At 64.1% G+C, this 21,602-nt stretch carries 21 protein-coding genes; 13 read left to right on the top strand and 8 right to left on the bottom strand.

Annotated features, from left to right (window positions below):
• Positions 1 to 81 precede the first annotated feature (81 nt).
• The 12 genes from ASD12_RS28405 (at position 82) to ASD12_RS28460 (ending at position 14,030) form a co-directional block, all read left to right on the top strand.
• Positions 82 to 747, top strand: a complete 666-nt coding sequence (locus ASD12_RS28405) for a peroxiredoxin-like family protein (protein WP_056594666.1) — start codon at positions 82 to 84, stop codon at positions 745 to 747.
• Between the two features lie 18 nt (positions 748 to 765).
• Entirely contained in the window at positions 766 to 1,998 is a 1,233-nt protein-coding gene (locus tag ASD12_RS28410; RefSeq protein WP_056595228.1) for an MFS transporter, read from the top strand.
• A 201-nt stretch (positions 1,999 to 2,199) separates the two neighbouring features.
• Positions 2,200 to 2,523, top strand: coding sequence for a hypothetical protein (locus ASD12_RS35910; RefSeq protein WP_056594670.1), 324 nt, complete (start codon positions 2,200 to 2,202; stop codon positions 2,521 to 2,523).
• Positions 2,524 to 2,665: 142 nt separating this feature from the next.
• Positions 2,666 to 3,697 carry a substrate-binding domain-containing protein gene (locus tag ASD12_RS28420; RefSeq protein ID WP_056594673.1) on the top strand — a complete coding sequence of 344 codons (1,032 nt, stop codon included), beginning with the start codon at positions 2,666 to 2,668 and terminating at the stop codon, positions 3,695 to 3,697.
• Between the two features lie 92 nt (positions 3,698 to 3,789).
• On the top strand, positions 3,790 to 5,325 hold the full coding sequence (locus tag ASD12_RS28425; protein ID WP_056594676.1) for a sugar ABC transporter ATP-binding protein: 1,536 nt from the start codon (positions 3,790 to 3,792) through the stop codon (positions 5,323 to 5,325).
• The gene (locus ASD12_RS28430) at positions 5,315 to 6,331 is read left to right on the top strand and encodes an ABC transporter permease (protein WP_244483006.1); all 1,017 of its coding nucleotides are present in this window, start codon (positions 5,315 to 5,317) and stop codon (positions 6,329 to 6,331) included. Before ASD12_RS28425 ends, ASD12_RS28430 begins: the two co-directional genes overlap by 11 nt.
• Positions 6,332 to 6,355: 24 nt before the next feature.
• Complete coding sequence (locus tag ASD12_RS28435) at positions 6,356 to 7,336, top strand: sugar-binding transcriptional regulator (protein WP_056594688.1); 981 nt, start codon at positions 6,356 to 6,358, stop codon at positions 7,334 to 7,336.
• Positions 7,333 to 8,328, top strand: a complete 996-nt coding sequence (locus ASD12_RS28440) for an aldo/keto reductase (protein WP_056594692.1) — start codon at positions 7,333 to 7,335, stop codon at positions 8,326 to 8,328. The genes ASD12_RS28435 and ASD12_RS28440 overlap by 4 nt, the downstream gene beginning before the upstream one ends.
• Before the next feature lie 21 nt (positions 8,329 to 8,349).
• On the top strand, positions 8,350 to 10,047 hold the full coding sequence (locus tag ASD12_RS28445; protein WP_056594697.1) for a glycerol-3-phosphate dehydrogenase/oxidase: 1,698 nt from the start codon (positions 8,350 to 8,352) through the stop codon (positions 10,045 to 10,047).
• A 14-nt stretch (positions 10,048 to 10,061) separates the two neighbouring features.
• On the top strand, positions 10,062 to 10,880 hold the full coding sequence (locus tag ASD12_RS28450; protein WP_200951027.1) for an aldolase: 819 nt from the start codon (positions 10,062 to 10,064) through the stop codon (positions 10,878 to 10,880).
• A gap of 22 nt (positions 10,881 to 10,902) precedes the next feature.
• A complete protein-coding gene (locus tag ASD12_RS28455; protein ID WP_056594704.1) occupies positions 10,903 to 12,417 on the top strand; it encodes an FGGY-family carbohydrate kinase in 1,515 nt (504 codons plus the stop codon).
• Complete coding sequence (locus ASD12_RS28460; protein ID WP_056594707.1) at positions 12,381 to 14,030, top strand: GMC family oxidoreductase; 1,650 nt, start codon at positions 12,381 to 12,383, stop codon at positions 14,028 to 14,030. Before ASD12_RS28455 ends, ASD12_RS28460 begins: the two co-directional genes overlap by 37 nt.
• A 148-nt stretch (positions 14,031 to 14,178) precedes the next feature.
• Here the strand turns inward: ASD12_RS28460 and ASD12_RS28465 are convergent, their stop codons facing one another.
• Together ASD12_RS28465 and ASD12_RS28470 are read right to left on the bottom strand one after the other, a co-directional pair.
• A complete protein-coding gene (locus ASD12_RS28465) occupies positions 14,179 to 14,565 on the bottom strand; it encodes a hypothetical protein (RefSeq protein ID WP_056594710.1) in 387 nt (128 codons plus the stop codon).
• Positions 14,566 to 14,617: 52 nt separating this feature from the next.
• Positions 14,618 to 14,959, bottom strand: coding sequence for a hypothetical protein (locus tag ASD12_RS28470; RefSeq protein WP_056594713.1), 342 nt, complete (start codon positions 14,957 to 14,959; stop codon positions 14,618 to 14,620).
• A gap of 150 nt (positions 14,960 to 15,109) precedes the next feature.
• Between ASD12_RS28470 and ASD12_RS28475 the strand changes: the two genes are divergently transcribed.
• Positions 15,110 to 15,892 (top strand): DeoR/GlpR family DNA-binding transcription regulator, encoded by a 783-nt coding sequence (locus ASD12_RS28475; RefSeq protein ID WP_056594716.1) that lies wholly within the window; start codon positions 15,110 to 15,112, stop codon positions 15,890 to 15,892.
• A 2-nt stretch (positions 15,893 to 15,894) separates the two neighbouring features.
• On the opposite strand, the gene ASD12_RS28480 is transcribed toward ASD12_RS28475, so the two are convergent.
• From ASD12_RS28480 to ASD12_RS28505, 6 genes are all read right to left on the bottom strand, one after another.
• Positions 15,895 to 16,401 (bottom strand): L-2-amino-thiazoline-4-carboxylic acid hydrolase, encoded by a 507-nt coding sequence (locus tag ASD12_RS28480; RefSeq protein WP_056594719.1) that lies wholly within the window; start codon positions 16,399 to 16,401, stop codon positions 15,895 to 15,897.
• A complete protein-coding gene (locus ASD12_RS28485) occupies positions 16,398 to 17,183 on the bottom strand; it encodes a dipeptide/oligopeptide/nickel ABC transporter ATP-binding protein (protein ID WP_056594724.1) in 786 nt (261 codons plus the stop codon). The genes ASD12_RS28480 and ASD12_RS28485 overlap by 4 nt, the downstream gene beginning before the upstream one ends.
• Positions 17,180 to 17,977 carry an ABC transporter ATP-binding protein gene (locus ASD12_RS28490; protein ID WP_056594728.1) on the bottom strand — a complete coding sequence of 266 codons (798 nt, stop codon included), beginning with the start codon at positions 17,975 to 17,977 and terminating at the stop codon, positions 17,180 to 17,182. Before ASD12_RS28490 ends, ASD12_RS28485 begins: the two co-directional genes overlap by 4 nt.
• On the bottom strand, positions 17,974 to 18,804 hold the full coding sequence (locus ASD12_RS28495; protein WP_056594731.1) for an ABC transporter permease: 831 nt from the start codon (positions 18,802 to 18,804) through the stop codon (positions 17,974 to 17,976). Before ASD12_RS28495 ends, ASD12_RS28490 begins: the two co-directional genes overlap by 4 nt.
• Positions 18,801 to 19,787, bottom strand: a complete 987-nt coding sequence (locus ASD12_RS28500) for an ABC transporter permease (RefSeq protein WP_056594735.1) — start codon at positions 19,785 to 19,787, stop codon at positions 18,801 to 18,803. Before ASD12_RS28500 ends, ASD12_RS28495 begins: the two co-directional genes overlap by 4 nt.
• 129 nt (positions 19,788 to 19,916) lie before the next feature.
• Positions 19,917 to 21,527 (bottom strand): ABC transporter substrate-binding protein, encoded by a 1,611-nt coding sequence (locus ASD12_RS28505; RefSeq protein WP_056594738.1) that lies wholly within the window; start codon positions 21,525 to 21,527, stop codon positions 19,917 to 19,919.
• Positions 21,528 to 21,602 lie beyond the last annotated feature (75 nt).

A 21,602-nucleotide genomic window follows, 5' to 3' on the forward strand; every position in this document is an offset into this window, starting at 1 on the left:
GGCAGGCTACCCCTGTTTTGGGAAATAGGCGAGGACGTTTCCGCCGCTTTGAGAGCGGTGAGAAATCTTCGGAGTAATTCCATGTCGCTTCAAGACAAGCTTGATGCCTTCAAGGCCGACTTTGAGAGCAAGAAGGCGCCCAGACAGGCGGTCGAGATCATGCATCGCGCCACCGCCGAGCTTATCGCTTCCGGTCAGGCCGCCCGCGCCCTGGGAGTCGGTGCTGTCGCCCCGACCTTCGCATTGATGGAGGCTGATGGCGGCCTCGTTTCGTCGGCCGACCTGCTGGCGCTCGGCCCACTGGTGCTCAGCTTCTACCGCGGTGTCTGGTGCCCCTATTGCAACATCGAACTTGGCGCACTGCAGGAAACCTGGCCGGCAATCAACGCCACCGGCGCGCAGCTGGCCTCCATCTCCCCGCAATCACCGGCGAACGGTCGCAAGGCCAAGCGCGACAAGCAGGTTGCGTTCCCGATGTTGAGCGACCCGAACGGCGAGGTCGCCAACGCCTTTGGCCTGCGCTTCCGCCTGCCCGACGATCTGATCGCGCTCTACAAGAGCTTCGGCGTTGACCTACCTGCCATCAACGAAGACCCGTCATGGACGTTGCCGATGCCGGCGCGGTTCGTGATCAGGCGCGATGGCATCATCGTCTATAAGGAGGTGAGCCCGGACTACACAATCCGACCCGACCCGGCCGGTCTGCTTCCACTGCTGAAGCGGTTGCAAAACGCCGTCACCGTCTGAGACCGCCAGATGGAACCCATGGCAGCCATGAACCCGGCCGGCATTGGCGCTGGCCGGCGCTGGTCGATGCTGGCGGTGATCTGCGCCGGCGCCTTCCTGCCCATGACTGCCTGGTTTTCGGCTACCGCGATCGCGCCGCAGCTGACGCAAGTCTGGGGGTTGTCGCCAGCGCAAGGCGCCTGGATCACAGGCGCCGTGCAGGTCGGCTTTGCGGTTGGCGCGCTCGCCTCCAGCATTGCCGGCCTGCTGGACATCGTCTCGCTTCGCAAGGTGATCGGCATCAGTGCCCTGATCGCCGCCATTGCCAATCTCTGCCTGCTGGTCGCCCCGTCCGTCGGCTTGCTGCTGCTTGCCCGCTTCGCCACCGGCGTTGCCTTGGCAGGTGTTTATCCACCGTCGCTCAAACTGGTTTCGACCTGGTTCCGCCGCGGGCGCGGCATGGCACTGGGTGCCTTGCTCGCGGCGCTGACGCTCGGATCGGCGTTTCCGCATCTGCTGTCCGCATTTGCTACTGATGTCTCCTGGCAGGATGTCATCATCGCGACCTCGCTCGCTGCATTGGCTGGCGCAATCCTGATCCTGTGTCTTGGCAGTGAAGGCCCATATCCCTTCGCCAAATCGACCTTCGACCGCCGCCATATCCGGGCGGTCCTGCAGAACCGCCCGCTGGCTCTCGCCAATCTCGGCTATCTCGGACACATGTGGGAGCTCTACGCCATGTGGGGCTGGATGCTGGCCTATATCAGGGCGGGGACCCCCAGCCTCGGCATCGATGGCTCAAGGACGGCGTCCCTGCTTGCCTTCCTTGTCGTCGCGTCTGGAGGGATCGGGTCGATCCTGGGCGGGATTGTCGCCGACCGCATCGGCCGCACGGCAACAGCAGCAATCATGATGACGCTTTCGGGATTTTGTGCGCTGACGATCGGCCTCGCTTTCGAGGGGCCGCTTTGGCTGTTCATCGCCATTGCCATTCTCTGGGGGATGACCGTCATCGGCGATTCCGCGCAGTTTTCCGCCATGACCACCGAATTAAGCGACCAGCGCTATGTCGGCACGGCACTGTCGTTGCAATTGAGCGTCGGCATCGCGCTCACCTTTGTCTCGATCCACCTGACCTCGTCGGTGGCGGAGGCTTTCGGCTGGCGCTGGAGCTTCCTGATCCTCGCGCCTGGCCCGCTGCTTGGCGTTGTCGCAATGGTAGCGCTGCGGCGGATGCCGGCTGCGCGACTAATAGCGCATGGACTGATGTAAAGGTTTCAGCGGTGCTCACCTTAATGTTGCACCGGAGCCGTCTGTCGGGGTCATTTTGTCGGTCGTCACAATGTTACAAAGTATGACATAAGTTATTGATTTATATAGATGTATTAAGATTCTCCTTTCCGAGTCTCTCTCTTCGCGAAGGGCGTCTCGACAGAGAAATACCGGCAAACCCATCGTGGTCTGCGGGGGAGGGTGGAGAAGGGCAAGGCCGGGGGCGGGCTGTGCTACGGCTACCGGGTGATGAAGAAACTCGATTCCGAAGGCGAGCCCATCCGTGGCGATCGCGAGATCGTGCCGGAGGAAGCGACCATCGTGCGCCAGGCGATAAAGGCGCGGCCTGCGGTCGGGCATCACTGCGAAAGTCCCGTGCCAATATTCTACCATATCCGGTTCGGCGCCAAAGGCGAGAAAGGCCTTGCCCAGCATGCGCGCAACCTTGGCGCGGCCGCGATCGGCCTCGCCGAACCAGACCGCATGCGTCCCGCCGTACGATATGAAATATATTTCACTATGTGAATTATATTGACAATACGCGCCCGGGCTGTACTGTCCCAATCGTCGGCTTTCGGAGGAAGGTCGGCTTCATCAGATCCATACGGCAGCGCTCGTTGAGCGCCTGCGACGGTCATTGAGGATGGCTTCGGCCAAGGGAGGAAACTTGCGCAAATTTCTGAGCACGCTCGCAATCGCGGCGGCTGCATCGACCTGCTTTGGGCCGATGCAGGTACGCGCCGAAACCCCCAACCCGTTCAAATGCGAGCCGGGTGAAAAATACGTCATGAACGTCATGGTCTCGGGCGTCGAATACTGGTTCCCGGTCTATGAAATGTTCAAGCAGGCCGGCCAGCAGTTCGGCTGCGAGACCGCCTATACCGGTACGCCTGAATACGACGTCAACAAGCAGATCGCGACCTTCGACCAGGCGCTCGCGCAGAAGCCGGCCGGCATTCTGGTGCACCCGATGAACTCCGACCCGTTCATCGAGCCGATCAACCGCGCCATCGAGCAGGGCACCGCGGTGGTGACCTTCGCCGCAGACTCGCCGAATTCCAAGCGTGTCTCCTACATCACCTCCGACAATAATGCCGAAGGCACCTATGCCGCCGACGCCGTTGCCAAGGCGATGGACGGCAAGGGCGAATATGCGGTGCTGGAGAATCCCGGTCAGGACAATCACGACAAGCGCGTCAACGCCTTCGTCGCTCGCATGGAAGCCAAATGGCCTGACATGAAGCTCGTCGGCCGGGCCGCCTCGAACCAGGATCCGACCAAGGCCTATCAGGCCGTTCTGAGTCTGGCGCAGGCGCATCCTGACCTCGGTGCCGTGTTCATGCCGGAGGCCAATTCGGCCATTGGTGCCGCCCAGGCAGCCAAGGAAGGCGGCGGCAAGATCCGCGTCATGCTCGCCGACGTCAATGCCAAGATCCTCGACATGATCAAGGCCGGCGAGATCTTTGGCTCGGTCAATCCCAACCAGGGCATGCAAGGCTATATGGGCTTCATGCTGTTGTGGATGGCCAAGCATCCCGGCCTGATCGACCCGATGAACGATGCCAAGCGTTCGGGCTTCAACCCGATGAGCGTGCCGTTCGTCGACAATGGCTTCTCCATCGTCTCCAAGGACAATGCGGACGACTTCTACTGGGACAAGTACCTCAAGCGTCGCGGCACCAAGGGTATCGAGGAATAGCCTCGATCTCGCTGCCCCGGCCGGCAAGGCCGGACCAACCGGGAAGGAGGCTTCGGCCTCCTTCCTCCCCGCAAGCATCGCAGGAGCATGGCGTGACCCAGTCGCCCATTCTTGAAATCCGCGGCCTGTCCAAGGCGTTTGGCCCGGTCAAGGCGCTGAGCGATGTGCAGTTCGAGCTGCGGCGCGGCGAAATCCATGCGCTGTGCGGCGAGAACGGCGCCGGCAAGTCGACGCTGATGAACATGATCGCCGGTGTATTGCAGCCCGACGAGGGCGACATCCTGATCGATGGGGAGCGTGTTTCGATCCACTCGCCCGCGGCCGCCCAACGCCTCGGCATCGCGCTTGTCCACCAGGAGATAGCGCTGTGTCAGGACGCGACGGTTGCCGAAAACATCTATATGGCCGCGATCAACAGCCGGCGCGCGCCGCTGATGAATTTCCAGAGGCTCTACGCCGATGCCCAGAAGGTCATGGACCTGCTCGCGCCCATTCCGGTGCGCACCAGGGTCGCGGATCTCTCCATTTCCAGCCAGCAGCTCGTCGAGATCGCCAAGGCGCTGACGCTCGACTGCAAGGTGCTGATGCTCGATGAGCCAACCGCAGCGCTCACCGAAAGCGAAGCACAGCGCCTGTTTTCGATCGTGCGCGGGCTCAGGGAGCGTGGCATTTCCGTGGTCTATATCAGCCATCGCATGGCCGAGATATTTTCGCTGTGCGACCGCGTCACCGTCTTCCGCGATGGCCGCTACGTGGTGACCGATCCGATCGCCGCCGTCTCACCGGACGATGTCGTGCGCAAGATGGTGGGCCGCGAAATCAGCCAGCTCTATCCCGACAAGCTGGCGCCGCAAGAGCCGGGGCGCCTGCTCCTGTCGGTCGGGGGGCTTTCCGATGGTCGCCGCTTCGCCGGCGTCGATCTTCAACTTCGCGCTGGTGAAATTCTCGGCATAGGCGGCCTCATCGGCGCCGGCCGCAGCGAAATCGCGCAAACGGTCTGTGGCCTCAGACCAATGACGGCAGGAACCGTTGCGCTCGACGGAAAGCAGCTGCGGCTGCGCGGCTATGGCGATGCGGTCAAAGCAGGCCTGGTTTACCTTTCGGAGGATCGCAAGGGCTCCGGCGTGTTCCTCGATCTGCCGATCGCGGCGAACATCTCGGCGCTCGACCTCGCCAGGCTGACCGGACCGCTGGGCCTGGTCGATCGCAAGGCCGAGGATCGTCAGGCGAGAGAGCTGACCGGCAGGCTCGGCGTACGCATGGCTGGCATCGAGGCCGCCGTCTCGACGCTGAGCGGCGGCAACCAACAAAAGGTCGCCATCGCCAGGCAGCTGTCGGTCGATCCCAAGGTCATCATCATGGACGAGCCGACTCGCGGCATCGATGTCGGCGCCAAGGTGGAGATCCACCGGCTGCTGCGCCAGCTTGCCAGCAGCGGTGTCGGCGTCGTCGTCATCTCGTCGGAACTGCCGGAGCTGATCGGCTTGTGCGACCGCGTCATGGTGGTGCGCGAAGGCAGGATCGCCGGTGAACTCGCCGCCAGCGAACTCGGCGAGGAAGCCATCATCATGCTCGCCTCGGGCGTCCACAACAGTTCAACTCAAAGGCAGGCCCAGAATGTCGCCTAGGGAATCGGGAGAAGTGCTCGTGCACGCCGAGATCAAGGTCGCCAGTGCCGCGCGGCGCATCAATTTCGCTCAGCTCGCATCGATGCGCGAGGCCGGGCTGATCGTCATCATCCTGGCGCTGTGCATCGCCATGAGCTTAGCCTCGCCGCACTTCCTGACATGGGGCAATTTCCGCGCCATGCTGATGAGCTTTTCCATCGAAGGCATCGTCGTTGTCGGCATGACCATCCTGCTCATCGTCGGCGGCATCGACCTGTCGGTCGGCTCGGTCGTGTGTTTCTCGATGGTGGTCTCCGGAGCGCTGTTCCTCGCCGGCCTCGATCCCTGGACGGCAAGCCTGATCGGCATCGGCGTCAGCGCGCTGATCGGCGCGGCGATGGGCTTCTTCGTCACGGTGATAGGCCTCAATCATTTCATCACGTCGCTGGCGGCCATGGTCATCGTGCGCGGCATGTGCCTGGTGGTCACCAAAGGTACGCCGCTGTCGCTGTTCACCCTGCCGCCCGCTTTCAAGGCCATCGGCCAGGGCAGTTTCAACAACATCCCCTATGTCATCCTGATCTTCGTCGTCGTGGTGGCGATCTTCGATTTCCTGCTGCGTCGCGCCACGGCCTTCCGCAAGGTTTTCTACACCGGCTCCAATGAGAAGGCCGCGCAGTTCTCGGGCATCAGGACCAACCAGGTGAAGTTCTGGGTCACGGTGCTGTGCTCGACCCTCGCCGGACTGGCCGGTGTCATCTACATGGCGCGCTTTGGCGCGGCGACGCCGACCTTCGGCGCCGGCATGGAGCTCAACATCATCGCCGCGGCGGTCATCGGCGGCGCCTCGCTCAATGGCGGCTCGGGCACCATCTTCGGGGCGATCCTCGGCATGGCGCTGCTCTCGGTGGTGACCAGCTCGCTCATCCTGCTCGATATCTCGGTCTATTGGCAGGACATGATCAAGGGATGCATTCTGCTCGCAGCCGTATCGATCGATCACTTCCTGCACCGCAAGAAGTCCTGAACCTCCAAGGCACCGAGCAAGACCATGGCCCCTCCCAACACCCGCGACGACATCGCCGCTGTCCGCCAGATGCACCAGGCGCTTGTCCTGCATTATGTCGAAGGCAAGACCCAGGCCGAGATCGCCAGGGAACTCGGCATCTCGCACGCCACCGTCAACCGGCTCATCAAGCGCGGCCACCAGCTCGGCCTCGTCGAGATCAAGATCAAGTCGCCGATCGACCATCTGGTCGACCTGGAGGCGCGGCTGGTGGCGCTGGGCGGCATCGAACGGGCGGTGGTGGTGCCGTCAGTCTCCGAAAATCCGCACACCGCCCTGCAGCGGGTCGGCGAGGCGGCGGCACGGTTGCTGCTCGACACTATCAAGGATGGCGACACCATCTCGATTACGGGCGGCAAGGGCGTCAGCGCGCTGGTCGCCGGTCTCAAGCCGGGGCGCCGCTACGATGTCGAGATCATCCCCGCCACCGGACTGGTCCAGGGCAAGCACTACACAGACGTCAACCATGTCGCCTCGCTGATGGCCGACAAGCTCGGCGGACGCGCCTACCAGATCCATGCACCGCTGTTTGCGGACACCGCGCAGCAGCGCGAGATGCTGATGGGCATCAGCTCGGTCGCCGACGTGTTTCGCAAGGCGCGAGAGGCCGATGTCGCTGTCGTGGGCGTCGGCTCCATCCTGACCGACGATTCCAGCTACTACGATCTTCATCCGTCCTCGAATGCCGATCGCCAGGCGATCGAGAAGTCCGGGGCCACAGGCGAGCTGCTCGCTCATCTCATCGATCGCCAGGGCAAGCTTTGCAACTACTCGCTCAATCGTTCGCTGGTCTCATTGACGCTTGACGAGTTCGCGACCATCCCGCGCTCCATCGGCATCGCTAGCGGCCCCAGCAAGGTCGCACCGATCCTCGCCGCCCTGCGCGGAGACCATCTCGACACCATCGTCACGGACGAGGCCACCGGGCTCCAGATGCTCGAGCTGGCCGAACAGGAGGCAGCATGAATTCTCGACTGATCCAGCGGCAGATCGGCAAGTCCGGCATATCGGCGTCGGCTGTGGGCCTCGGCACCTGGGCCATTGGCGGCTGGATGTGGGGCGGCACCGACGAGAAGGAGTCGGTGCGGGCGATTGAAGCCTCGATCGACGCCGGCCTCAGCCTGATCGACACCGCACCGGCCTACGGCCTTGGCCGCAGCGAGGCGATCGTCGGCACCGCCATCAAGGGCAAGCGTGACAAGGTGGTGATCGCGACCAAATGCGGGCTAAACTGGCATTCCGGCAAAGGGGGCCATTTCTTCGACCAGGACGGCAAGCCGGTGCATCGCTATCTTGGCGCCGACGGCATCGCCTATGAAGTCGAGCAGAGCCTGCGGCGTCTCGGCACCGATCATATCGACCTCTACATCACCCATTGGCAGGACCCGACGACACCGATCGTCGAGACGATGGCAGTGCTGGAAAGACTCAAGGCGGCCGGCAAGATCCGCGCTGTCGGCGCCAGCAATATCAGCGCCGAGGATCTCAGCCACTATATCGATGCCGGCCAGCTCGATGCGATCCAGGAGCGCTATTCGATGATCGACCACGACATCGAGAGCAGCCTGCTGCCGATCACCCGCCGCCATGACATCGCCACCCTCAGCTACTCGTCGCTGGCGCTGGGCCTGCTCACAGGCACTGTCGACCCCGGCCGAACATTCTGTGGTGACGACCAGCGCAAGGACAATCCACGCTTCTCCATGGGCAACCGGCAGAAGGTGGCAAAGCTGAAGGAGGCAATCGCCCCGATCGCCGAAAGCCGCCAGGCGTCTATGGCCCAGATCGTCATCGCGTGGACGCTTGCCCAGCCGGGTATCACCTTCGCCCTGTGTGGCGCGCGCAATCCCGAACAGGCGCTCGACAATGCGCGGGCCGGCGAGATCACGCTTGCGGCAAGCGATCTTGCAGCCATCGACGCTGCGGCAGCCGCGCATCTCACCGCGATGGATGCCTGAGCAAAAAAGGCAACAGCCCCGATGAACCGTAGCCAAACACTCGCCGGTCTGCGCGACCGGCCTGATATTGCCGTGCTCATCATTGGTGGCGGCATCAACGGCATCAGCGTCTTTCGCGAACTGGCCTTGCAAGGGGTCGATGTCGTCCTGGCGGAAAAGGGCGACTACTGCAGCGGCGCCAGTGCCGCCCTGTCGCGCATGGTGCATGGCGGCCTGCGCTACCTCGAAAACGGTGAATTCAAACTGGTGCGCGAATCGCTGCTCGAACGCGACCGCCTGCTGAGGAATGCGCCGCACTATGTGGCCCCGTTGCCGACGACGGTGCCGATCTTCGATATGTTTTCCGGCCTCGCCAACGGTGCGGTGCGTTTCCTGGGGCTGACGCGGCGGCCGAGCCGGCGCGGCGCTCTGGTGATCAAGGCCGGCCTTGCCATGTACGACTTGTTCACCGCCGCACGTCGATTGATGCCGACGCACAGGTTCAGGGGGCGTGCCGAGACCTTGAAAAAATGGCCGGCGATCAATCCGGCGATCCGCAATTCGGCGACCTACTACGACGCCTGGGTAAGCCGGCCCGAACGCCTCGGCCTGGAGATGCTGCTGGACGCCACGGCGAGCGGGGAGAACGCGCGCGCCTTGAACTATGCACAGGTATCATCGACCGGCGACGTCCTTGCCATTACCGACAGACTGACGGGCAAAGAGCTGCCGGTGCGGGCGCAACTGGTCATCAACGCCACCGGTGGCTGGATCGACCTGACCAACAAGGCCATCGGGGCAGCGGCGCAGAGAATGATGGGCGGCACCAAGGGCTCGCATCTGATCGTCGACAACGCAGAACTCTACGCCGCGCTCGGCGGCCACATGGTCTATTACGAGAACGAGGACGGGCGCATCTGCATCCTGTTTCCCTATCTCGGCAAGGTGCTGATCGGTTCGACCGACATTCGGGTCGACGATCCCGACCAGGTCCGTTGCGAGGAGGACGAGCAGCGCTACATCCTGCAGTCGCTCGCCTTCGTCTTTCCCTCGATCAAGGTTACCGACGACCAGATCGTGTTCCGCTTCGCGGGAGTACGTCCCTTGCCCGCCAGCAAAGATAGTTTCACCGGCCGCATACCGCGCGACCATTTTTGCGAGTTCGTCGAGCCGGCCGGACACCTGCCGGCGACACTGTGCATGATCGGCGGCAAATGGACGACCTTCCGTTCGTTCGGGGCGTTGGCCGCGGATATGGCGCTGAAGCGACTCGGGCTCGTGCGCAGCATGGGCACGCAGGACATGGCCATCGGCGGCGGTCGCGACTTTCCGGCCGATCCGCAGGCCTGGTGTGCGTCATTCGCCGCCGAGCACGGCCTGCCGGTCGAGCGTGCGGGGACACTGCTGCAGCGCTATGGCACGTCGGCCAGGGACTTCGTTTGGCATCCAGCTGGCGAACAGGTGCTGCCGCGCTCGGACTACTCGGCAAGCGAGATCGGGCGCATCATCGAGCGTGAGCAGGTCGAGTGCCTTGCCGACCTGTTCCTGCGCCGCACCACCATCGCCATTTCGGGCGGCCTCAGCTTCGACCTCATCAACGCCGTTCTCGACATGCTGGCGGCGCACAAGGGCTGGAGCGCCAGCGAGGCCGCCGCCGAACGCTCGACTTTCCTGGCCTTGCTGGCCGACCGGCACGGCATCGATCTCCAGACGCATCAAAGGAGCGCCCTATGCGCGTAAACAAGAAAGTCCGCATGAACCGGCTGTTCAGCGGTGGCCGCTGCCTCGACGTGGCGATCGATCATGGTGTCTGCAACGAACCGAGCTTTCTTGCCGGGCTCGAAGACATGGCCGGTGTCGTCACACAGCTGGTCAAGGCCGGCCCCGACGCCATCCAGATGAACTACGGCCAGGCCGATCTGCTGCAGTCCGTACCGGGCAAGGATAAGCCGGCGCTGGTGATGCGCATCGACATGGGCAATCCCTACAACAGGACACGCCACCGGGCGATGTGGGCGGTGCTGCAGAACGATGCCGAACCCTTGCTTGGCGCCATCGAGATGGATGCGGCTTGCGTCGTGGTCAATCTGTTCATGCTGCCCGACGAGCCGGATCTGTTCCGGCAATGCGTGCAGAACATCGCCCGCGTGCGCGCCGATTGCGAGAAATACGGCCTGCCGCTGATGATCGAGCCGCTGGCCATGCTGCCGGTCACTGAGCATGGCGGCTACATGGTTGACGGCGATGCCGAAAAGATCGTCACCTTGACCCGGCTTGCCCGCGAGATGGGTGCCGATATCGTCAAGGCCGATCCGACCACCGATCCGAACGATTTCCACCGCGTCGTCGAGGCCGCGCGGTGCCCGGTGCTGGTGCGCGGCGGCGGCAAGGAGGACCTGCGTGCTGTGTTCGACAAATCGGCTGCCTTGATGGCACAAGGTGCGCTTGGCATGGTCTATGGCCGCAACATCTACCAGCATGCCAACCCGAGAGCTGTCGTGCGCGGGCTGATGGCGATCATCCATGACGATGCCGATGGCGGCGTGGCCTGGGACCTGTACAACCAGGCATAGGCTGCGGCCTCGGGAGGCGCCAATGGCAAACTACATCCTCGGCCTCGATGCCGGCAACACGGTCATCAAGGCCATCCTCTTCGACCTGTCGGGACGCGAGTTGGCGCTTGCCGCCCGCGATGGCCGCTCATCCATGCCAAAGCCCGGACATGTCGAGCGCGACCTCGACGAACTCTGGCGCAACGCGGTTTCGGTCATCGGCCAATGCATCGCCGAGGCCGGCATCGACGCCGGCGAGATCGTCGCCATCGGCTGCGCCGGCCATGGCAACGGTCTCTACGCGCTCGATCGCGTAGGTGCGCCGCTGATCGGGATCCAGTCGCTTGACACACGCGCGGTCGGCATCGTTGCCGAATGGGCAAAACAGGATGTCGGCGACCGCACCTATGCACACTGCCTGCAACGGCCGTGGGCGGCGCAGACGCCGACCCTGCTTGCCTGGCTCAAGCGCTTTTCGCCGGCGCTGTTCGCTCGGATAGGCACGGTCTTCCTGTGCAAGGATTTCGTCGTCAATCGCCTGACCGGCGTGCGCTGCAGCGACACCTCCGACATGTCGGGCTGCGGCCTGCTGCAGATGCGGGCTCGGCGCTACGAGCCGGACCTGCTTGCCGCCTACGGGCTGGGCGATTGCACGGACCTGCTGCCGCCAGTGCTGGAATCGGCCGACATTGCCGGTCATGTCAGCGAGGAGGTGGCGGCCCTGACGGGACTGCGCGCCGGCACGCCCGTCGTGGCCGGGCTGTTCGATGTCGTCGCCAGCGCGGTCGGTTCGGGTGTGACCAGAACCGGTGCCGCCTCGGTCATCGCCGGAACCTGGAGCATCAACCAGGTCATCACCGACGAACCGATCCGCGACCCCTCAATCTTCATGCTGTCGACTTTCGATCGCCAGCGCTATCTGGCGATCGAATCCAGCGCCACATCGGCCGCCAATCTCGAATGGATCGTTCGCGAATTCCTCGAACATGGCGGCGAAGCCGGCAAGTCGCCGTTCGAATTGTGCAGCGAACTCGTCGCTTCCGTCGACCCGAACAGCGACATCCCGATCTATCATCCTTTCCTGTACGGCTCGCAGCAGAATGGGCACGCGCGCGCCGGCTTCTACGGCATCGCCGGCTGGCACAGCCGGGCACATCTGCTTCGTGCGCTGTTCGAGGGCGTCGCCTTCGAGCACAAGCGCCATGTCGAGACGTTGCACAAAGCGGGCGCCGATTTCGACCAGGTGGTGCTGTCTGGCGGCGGCTCGCGCAGCACGGTCTGGCCGCAGATCTTCGCTGATGTGCTCGTCGTGCCCGTTACCGTGGCGCGCAGCCGCGAAACCGGAGCCCTGGGAGCGGCGATCGCTGCGGGTACCGGGGTGGGCATCTTCGCGGACTACAATGCCGGTGCCGCCGCCATGACGGCAGCCGCCCGACATTTTTTACCCAACGAGGCGGTTGCCGACGCCTATGCACGGCGGTATCGACTGTACGGCGAGATCAACCAGGCGATGACCCCGATATGGGAGCGCATCGGCGGACAGCAGGCGCGCACGTGACCGAACCTTCACCGTCCCCGTTCGGCAGTTACGACTACGTCATCGTCGGTGCCGGCTCCGCCGGCTGCGTGCTCGCCAACCGGCTTTCGGCCGATCCGCGCAACAGTGTGCTGCTGCTCGAAGCCGGCGGCAGCGACCGCTATCACTGGGTCGATATCCCGATCGGCTACCTCTTCTGCATGGGCAATCCGCGCACCGACTGGATGATGAAGACCGAGCCGGAAGCCGGTCTCAACGGACGCAGCCTCAACTATCCGCGCGGCAAGGTGCTTGGCGGCTGTTCATCGATCAACGGCATGATCTACATGCGCGGCCAGGCAGCCGACTATGACGGCTGGCGTCAGGCCGGCAATGCCGGCTGGGGCTGGGACGATGTCCTGCCTTACTTCCTCAAATCGGAAGATTTCCATGGTGGCAAGAGCGCCATGCACGGGAGCGGCGGCGAGTGGCGGGTCGAACGGCAACGCCTGTCATGGCCGATCCTGGACGCCTTCCGGGACGCGGCCGAGGAACTCGGCATTCCCCGCACCGAGGACTTCAACACAGGCACCAATGAAGGCTCGGGCTATTTCGAGGTCAACCAGCGGAAAGGCGTGCGCTGGAACACATCGAAGGCGTTTTTGCGCGGCATTGCCACGCGCAAGAATCTGCGTGTGGTGACTGGCGCGGAGACCATGCGGCTCGAATTCGACGGCCGGCACGCAACCGGACTCGTCTTCCGAAAAGACGGTGTCCAGCACCGTGTGTCAGCCGGCCAGACCATTCTCGCCGCAGGCGCCATCAACTCGCCGAAGATCCTCGAACTCTCCGGCATCGGCCGCCCCGACCTGCTTTCGAGCATTGGCGTGGATGTCCGTCACGCCTTGCCGGGCGTCGGTGAAAATCTGCAGGACCATTTGCAGATCCGCACCGTTTTCAAGGTCGCCAATGCCGCGACGCTCAACCAGCGCTACCACAATCTGATCAGCCGTGCGTCGATGGGGCTGGAATATGCACTTAAGCGCAGCGGGCCGCTGTCGATGGCACCAAGCCAGCTCGGCATCTTCGCCAGGAGCGATCCGCGCCTTGCAACGCCCGACCTCGAATATCATGTGCAGCCACTGAGCACCGACCGGCTGGGCGAGCCGCTGCATCGCTTTCCCGCTGTCACCGTCTCGGTCTGCAATCTGCGTCCGGAAAGTCGGGGCACCGTACATATGGGTTCGTCCGATGCACGGGAGGCGGCGAAGATCCGGCCAAACTATCTTTCCACCGAAGGAGACCGCAGCGTGGCCATCGCTTCGTTGCGCCATGTCCGCAGCCTGATGAAAGCCCGCGCCGTGGCGCGCTTTTCGCCGGAAGAGATGCTGCCCGGCGCGCAATATGACAGCGACGAAGACCTCATCCGCAAGGCCGGAGATATCGGCACGACGATCTTCCACCCCGTCGGTACCTGCAAGATGGGTTCAGACTCGATGGCGGTGGTTGACGACGGCCTGCATGTTCACGGGCTTGCCGGACTTCGCGTGGTCGATGCCTCGATCATGCCTACAATCGTTTCGGGCAACACCAATTCTCCGGTCGTCATGATCGCGGAGAAGGCAGCCGAGATGATCCTGCAAGAGGCCCGCTGACCATCATCGGCTTCAGGCCGTGGCACCACCGCGCGATCGTCTTTTCTCTGCGGCCGCGAGCAGATCGACGAAGGCGCGCACCTTGGCGGGCCGGAACCGGGCCGGCGGCCGGCGACCTCGAATTGATCGAACGGGCGGCGCCCGAGCCTCAATCGAGGGCCGGCCGAGCCCGCCGCATCAGCGCTTCGCGGACACCGGCACGCCGGTGGGTCTCGGGGACGAGGCCGTCCTGTCTCAGCGCCTCGCGGCGGCGTTCGACAAAGGCGCGTTCCTCGCTGGTCAGGTCGTGCTCTCGCTTGCGCAGCCATTCCTGGTAGGACGGATCGACCTCCTTGACCGGCTTGGCCGCTGTCGAAATCGAAGCCGGCCGGTTGTCGGCATAGCGAGGCCGCAAGGCGCTGTTGGGGGTGTATTCAGTTCGCCTGTCGTTGCCCCAAATGACGAGGTCGGGATCAGAAACCCGGCCCGACGGGCTGCAAACGAATGCCGAGACAATCCGGTCGAGCGCCGCGTCGACTTCCTTCGGCCGGTGCACGACGTCTCGCGGCAGGCGATCGGGGACGGCAAGCCAGGTGATGCCGCGATCGTTAATGCGTCGAGGACCTCACGGTGATCGCGCGAGGTGATGACCTCGCGCCGAGCCGGCCAGAAATCATAGGGCGCATGCGCGCCATGCCCTTGCCGATAAGGAATGCATAGATTTCCGGATAGACCGTCAACTCGGTGCGGCGGCTCGGTTTGACGTCGTAGAACGAAGTGATGGCGATCTGCGGCAGATGGGTCGCGCCGATGCCGCCAAGTGCGTCGTCGATCACCAGGCCGAAACGGGCATGCGGGTTCCAGTCCGGCAAAGCCTCGGCGATCGAAGCGGGCTTGCCGTCGATCTCGACATCGAACATGTTCGCTTTCAACAATGTCACGACATGCATTGGGCTCTCCTGACGGCCCGTGGATTCGTCAAGGCTTCATCAGACCAGCCATCAACGCGCTTGTCAGCCCATATCGGCTTTGAGCCACTCACGCTGCTTCCCCACCGGCGCCCGCATCGCTAATGTCCTCGACTTGGCGGAGGATTGATCATGGAGCATAGCCGGCTTTCGAAGAAGGAGCGGCATGAGCTGATCTTGTCGGAAGTGCGACGGTCGGCCTCGATCCGTATCTCCAGGCTCGCCATGCGCCTCGGGGTCGCCGGCGAGACGATCCGTCGCGACCTCATCGAGCTTGGTGATGCGGGGCTGCTCAACCGAACCTATGGTGGCGCGACGATCTCGCTGGTGACGTCGGAGCCGGTGATTGCCGAGCGCAGCCAGACCATGGTCGAGGAGCGTACCCGGATCGGACGTGGCGCGGCCGGACTGGTCAAGAAAGGCCAGATCGTGATGATCGACGGGGGCTCGACAACCTATGAGGTGGCGCGCAATCTCTCGCAGCTGAGGCGCGAGCTGACCATCATCACCAACTCCATTGGCGTGGCCTCGGTAGCCGGCGCCAATCCGACTTTCCGGGTTGTCCTTTGCCCTGGCACCTATGACAGCCGGGAAGCCAGCGTGTTCGGCGAGGATACGGTCGAATTCATCAGGCGCTACAATGCCGACCTTGCCATCATCGGCGCCTCGAGTCTGTCCGCGGATGGGCCCAGCGACATGATCTCGGGAGCAGCGGCGGTCAAGCGGGCGATGATCTCGCGAACGCTGTCGACAGCGCTGGTGGTGACCAACGACAAGTTCGGCCGCAACAGCCTCGAGCGCGTGTGCGGCCTCGGCGAGCTTTCTGACATCGTCACCGATCGCGAGCCGCAGCCGGCGCTGCGCGCCGTCATCGAATCGGCTGGAACGGAACTTCACGTCTTTGGCGGCGGCTGAGCCTATCCGGCACCCCGGTTTGTCAGCGCGATATGACAGCAGCCGGAGCCATGGCCCGGCGTCCAGGTGACATTGTCGAAACGCAGGCCGGTCGCCTCGAACAGGCCACGGTCGAAGGCGCCGGCAATGCGGCAGAGCGCGGCGAGTTTTTCGTCACCGAAACCGGCCTCGACCCAGGCGTCCTTCAGCGGGCAGCGCTTCACCTTGAAGGCGATATGGTCGTCGTGGCGTTCGACATCGGTCGGATACATCAGGCCGCCATCCGGGCTGACCGCCAGGAAGGCTTCGTCGATCGCGCGGGCGTCGTTGGCGCCGAAGCTGGCGAAAGTGGCTGCCGCGACTTCCTTGCCGCGCCGTTCGATGGCGCGGATCATGATCGCTTCGGCCTTTTCGGCGCCCAGCTCTCCGTTCAGTTCTTCGAGGAACAGGCGGTACAGATCGGCTCGGTTGCGAAAGGCGGAATCGAATTCGCGCGACAGTTTCTCGGCTCTGGCTTCGGCGTTGGTCATGATGCGTCCTGTTTGGTCCGGTTCAATCTCGGTGCGGCCGCCACCAGCGCCTTGCCAATGGCTGATTGCGGCGCGTCGATGACGGCACAGGCATCGCCACTCTCGGCAATCCGCCCGGCATCGAGAAGGACGACGCGGTGGGCGATCGCCCTGATGACGCCGAGATCATGCGAAATGAAGAGATAGGCGATCCGTTCCTGGCGTTGCAGGTCGAGCAAAAGGTCAAGGATCTGTCCGCGCACGGAAACGTCGAGCGCCGACACCGCCTCATCGAGCACGATCAGTGACGGCTTCGTCGCGACGGCGCGGGCAATGGCGACGCGCTGCCGCTGGCCACCTGAGATTTCATGAATGGCGCGCGGGGCGAGGTCAGCCGTCAGCCCGACGCGCTCCAGCAAGGCGGCGATGCGGCGCGGGCGCTCGGAGCGGGAGGCAATGCCATGAATGCGCAAGGGATCGTCGAGCACACGCGCCACCGTGGCGCGCGGGTTGAAGGCGGCCAACGGGTCCTGGAACACCATCTGCAGGCGTGCGCGGCGTACGCGCAGCGCAGCGCCATTCAAAGCCAGAAAATCGTCGCCTTCGAAGTCGATGCGCCCGTCGTCCGGCTCGATCAATCGCAGCACTAGCCGTGCGATTGTCGACTTGCCGCTGCCGGAGGGTCCGGCCAGCGCCAGCGTTTCGCCGGAGTCAATGTGAAAGGAGACATCGTCGACGGCAGCGATGGTCTTGTCGCCGCGATGGTAGCGTTTGGTGAGGTTGGACACGGTCAGCAGGCTCATACGTCGAGCCCGGCTCGGTTCAGCAAGGGCTTGGCGTCGAGGCCGATATGGGCATCGAGCAGCGTGCGTGTATAAGCCTGGGCCGGTGCGCCGACGATCTCCGCTGTCGTGCCAAGCTCGACCAACTGGCCATGACGGAAAACGGCGATGCGCTCTGCAAGCTCGGCCGCCAGCGCAATGTCATGGCTGATAAACAACAGCGTCATGCCGTCCTCGGTCACCAATCGTCGGATCAAGGCAACGATCTCAGCCTGCACGATGGTGTCGAGCGCGCTGGTCGCCTCGTCGGCGATCAGCAATTTCGGACCGGCCGCAATGGCTGCGGCGATCGCCACACGCTGCTTCTGGCCGCCGGAGAGCTGATGCGGGAAGGCGCGCAAGGCCGAGCCCGGGTCCGGCAGACGGACGCGTTCGAGCAGGTGCTTTGCCTTCGCATAGGCCTGTGGCCATGTGAGGCCGAGATGGGTGTGCGCGACTTCGGCGATTTGTTTGCCGATTGCCATCACCGGATCGAGGCTGGCGGAAGGATCCTGGAAGACGAAGCCGATGTCGCGACCGCCGAGGGGCGCGTGGGCAAGGCCAGGCCACTCGATTCCTCCGCTGACCGCCGAAGAAGCTGGCAACAGGCGGGCAATGGCCAGTGCCAGCGTGCTCTTGCCCGAACCGCTTTCGCCGATGATGGCGAGGCGTTCGCCAACGGCGATGTCGAGGTTGATACTCTTCAGCGCCGCAACCTCGCTGCCGTCGCGGCGGTAGGTCACCGTGAGGTCGCGGATCGTAGCCAGGGCGGTCACGACAGGCCTCTTCTGACCGCGGTCGTCTCGACGATGCCTTCACCGGCGAGATAGACGCCGAGCACGGTCAGCACCAGCGCTATGCCCGGGACGATCGACAGGAAGGGCGCGGTGCGCAGGACGGCACGGCCTTCGGCGATCATGCCGCCCCAAGTGACCCGGTTGGGATCTCCCAAGCCGAGGAAGGACAACGCCGCTTCGGTGAGGATCGCGGCGGCGACGATCACCGATGACATCGCCAGCACCGGAGGCAAGGCATTGGGTAGCACCTCGCGGAAGGCGATCACCAGCGGGTGCATGCCGATGACCCTGGCCCCGGCGACATAATCGCGTTCGCGAATGGAGAGGACTTCCGCGCGGGCTACTCTGGCAGGTCCGGTCCAGGTGCCGAGCGCGATGGCAATCGCGACGATGCCGAGCGACGATCCGACGACGCTGACGAAGGCCAGCGCCAGCAGGAAGCTCGGCACGGTCTGGAAGGCGTCGGTGATGCGCATCAGCACCTCGTCGACGAGGCCACCGGCAAAGCCGGCCAATGTGCCGACCACCGCGCCGACGACAAGTGCGGCGGCTGCGGCCGCGAGCCCGACAGCCAGCGATGTGCGGGCGCCATGAAAGAGCTCGGCCAGCACGTTGCGTCCAAGCCGGTCGGTGCCGAGCGGCAGCGACCAGTCCTGGAACGGCGACAGCAGTGCCGGTCCGGCAATGGCCTGCGGATCGCCAGGGAAGAGCAAGGGTGCGGACAGCGCCATGGCGATCAGCACCGCCAGGAGGATGGCGCCGGCAACCGCCTCGGGCGTGCGCAGAAAGCGGCGGAGCGGGCTCATGCGCCAGCCTCGCCAGCGCCGACGCGGGGATCGAGGAAGGCATAGGCGATGTCGACGGCAAGGTTGATGACAATGACCAGGACGGCGCTGGTGAGAATAATCCCGAGCAGCAATGGGGTGTCCCGCGCTGCCACCGCTTCCTGCGCCAGCCGGCCGAGGCCGGGCACGGAAAAGACGCTCTCGATGACGACGCTGCCGCCGAGCATCTGCGCCGACTGCAGCCCGAGCATGGTGACCAGTGGCAACAGTGCGTTGCGGGCGACGTGGGCGAGCACGATGCGGCGGCGTGACAATCCCTTGGCGCGGGCGGCCAACACGAAATCCAGGCGCCAGACCTCGGCCATGCCGGCACGCATCATGCGCAGATAGAGCGCCAGATAGATGAAGCCGAGGGCGGAAACAGGCAGGACGAGATGGACGGCGATGTCGGCGGCACGGTCTAGACCGGTCTTGTCAGAAGCCAGAGTTTCGATGCCGCCGATCGGCAGCCAGCGCAGGTCGACGGCAAAGACGACGATCAGCACCAGTCCGAGCCAGAAACCCGGCACGGCATAGAGCGCCAGCGAGCCGATCGACAGGAAGCGATCGCGGAAACTGCCTGGCCGCGCGCCGGCATAGATGCCAAGTGCCGAGCCAAGCCCGAAGGAGAGCGCGGTGGCGCTGACCATCAACAGCAGCGTGTTGGGCAGGCGTTCGAGGATGACGTCGCGGATCGGTCGGGAGAACGTCACCGACTGGCCGAGATCGAGATGCAACAGGGCCCAGAGGTAGTTGGCCAAGCGGGTCAGCTCCGACTGGTCGAGGCCCCAGCGATGGCGCAACAACTCGATCATGCCGGCGTCACCGCCGGTCGAGACGATATAGGCGTCGACCGCGTCGCCGGGCGCGGCTTCGAGCAGCAGGAAGGTGCCGACGACGACGATCAGCAGCACGAAGATGCTGCCGACGAGGCGACGGCGGAGCAGGGTGAGGGCGCGGGTCATCGTCGCCTTACCCTCCCCACAAGGGCGAGGGTAAGGCCAGCGGCGCTATCCGGCAGGATAGGAGGGGGCGCGAAGGAACTCTCATTGTCGAACCTGAGCACCCAGACCGACGATCTGCAAGTCTGGCGGTTAACCCGCCAAATACGTGTCCGCCCAGTTAGACACCGCCCAGCGCGGATTGTTGGCGATATTGCCGACCGTGTCGCGGGCAACACTGATAAAACTCCATTCGGCGACGTTGATCAGCGGCAGGTCGGTGGCCACCTCTTTCTGGAACTCCTTGTAGAGGTTGGTGCGAGCAGCCGTGTCGAGCGTCTCCGATGCCTTGGCGATCAGCGCATCGAGAGCGTCGTTCTTGTAGCCGCCCTGGTTGGAGAATGGCACACCGTCCGGAATGCCGCTCTGCACCAGGATGGTGGTGGAGATCGCCGGGTCGCCGCGGAACACCGGCGGGCCGACCGCGAGGTCGAAGGCGTGGTCGGTGTAGACCGCCTTGATGTGCGCGGCCGAGTCGTTGTTGACCAGTTGGGCATCGATGCCGATGGCGGCGAGCGCCTGGCGCAGATAGTCGCCGAACTGCTTGGTCTCGTTGAAGTAGGGCGCCGGCAGCAGCTTGAGCGAGAAGCGATTGCCGTCGGCGCCTTTCTTGTAGCCGGCCTCGTCGAGCAGCGCGTTGGCCTTGGCGACGTCGAAGGCATAGGTCGGTACGTCGGCGGTGTAGAACTGCGGATCGTTCTTTGGCACCGGACCGGTGGCTGTCGCGGCATAGCCGAGGAACACCGTCTTGACGACGAAATCCTTGTCGATGGCATGCGCGATCGCCTGCCGCACTTTGACGTCGGCCAGCTCCTTGCGGCGATGGTTGATCTCGACGACGAGCTGATAGGTCAGCCCTTCGTAACCCTTGGAGATCACCTTCAGGCCCGGCACCTTGGAGATGCGTTCGAGATCGGCCAGCGGCACGGCGGAGAAGGCTGCGAGTTGGATCTCCTCGGCCTCGAGCGCGCTCGCCGCGGACGTGCGATCCGGCAGCACCTGATAGATGATCTCGTCCAGATAGGGCTCGTCCTTGCCCCAGTAATCCGCGTTCTTTGTCAGCCGGTAATACTGGCCGGCCTTGTACTCGCCGAATTTGAACGGCCCAGTGCCGATGGGCGCGTTGTTGGCCGGGTTGTCCTCGATCTTGCCGACCTCGTAGATGTGCTTCGGCACCACGCTGCTCAGCGCCGGCAGCGCGTTGCGGATCAGCTGGAAGGGCGTCGGCTTGGCGAATTTGAACACGGCGGTGAGATCGTCAGGGGTGTCGACGGCGGCCAGATCCTTGAACACGGTGCGGCCGAGGTTCTGCAGCGGCTTCCAGATCTGCAGCGCCGAGAAGGCGACGTCGGCCGAGGTGAACGGCTTGCCGTCATGCCATTTGACGCCGTCGCGCAGTTTGAACGTCACCGAGAGCCCGTCGGCGGCACCCTCCCAGCTCAGCGCCAGCCTTGGAGCGAGCCCGTCCTTGCCGTCGAAGGAGGCTTCGGCCAGCGTTTCGACGATCTTGCTGGAGATGAAGAACACGCCATTGGAGGCGACGATCGCCGGGTTGAGGTTGCGTGGTTCGGAATCGGCGGCAAGCACCAGCCGTCCGCCCTTCTTCGGAGTCTGCGCCCAGCCTGATGTCGGCATGGCGGTGGAGGCCAGCAGCATCGCCGAGCCGGCAAGCATCGTGCGTCTGGAAATCGTGAAACCTGACATGATCGAACTCCGTCCTCTCCGCAACCCGGTCGGGTGCGCCAATACCCCCCAGACGCCGGCAAGCCCGCCAGCATC

The organism is Mesorhizobium sp. Root102 (genome assembly GCF_001425625.1).
Lineage (GTDB): Bacteria > Pseudomonadota > Alphaproteobacteria > Rhizobiales > Rhizobiaceae > Mesorhizobium.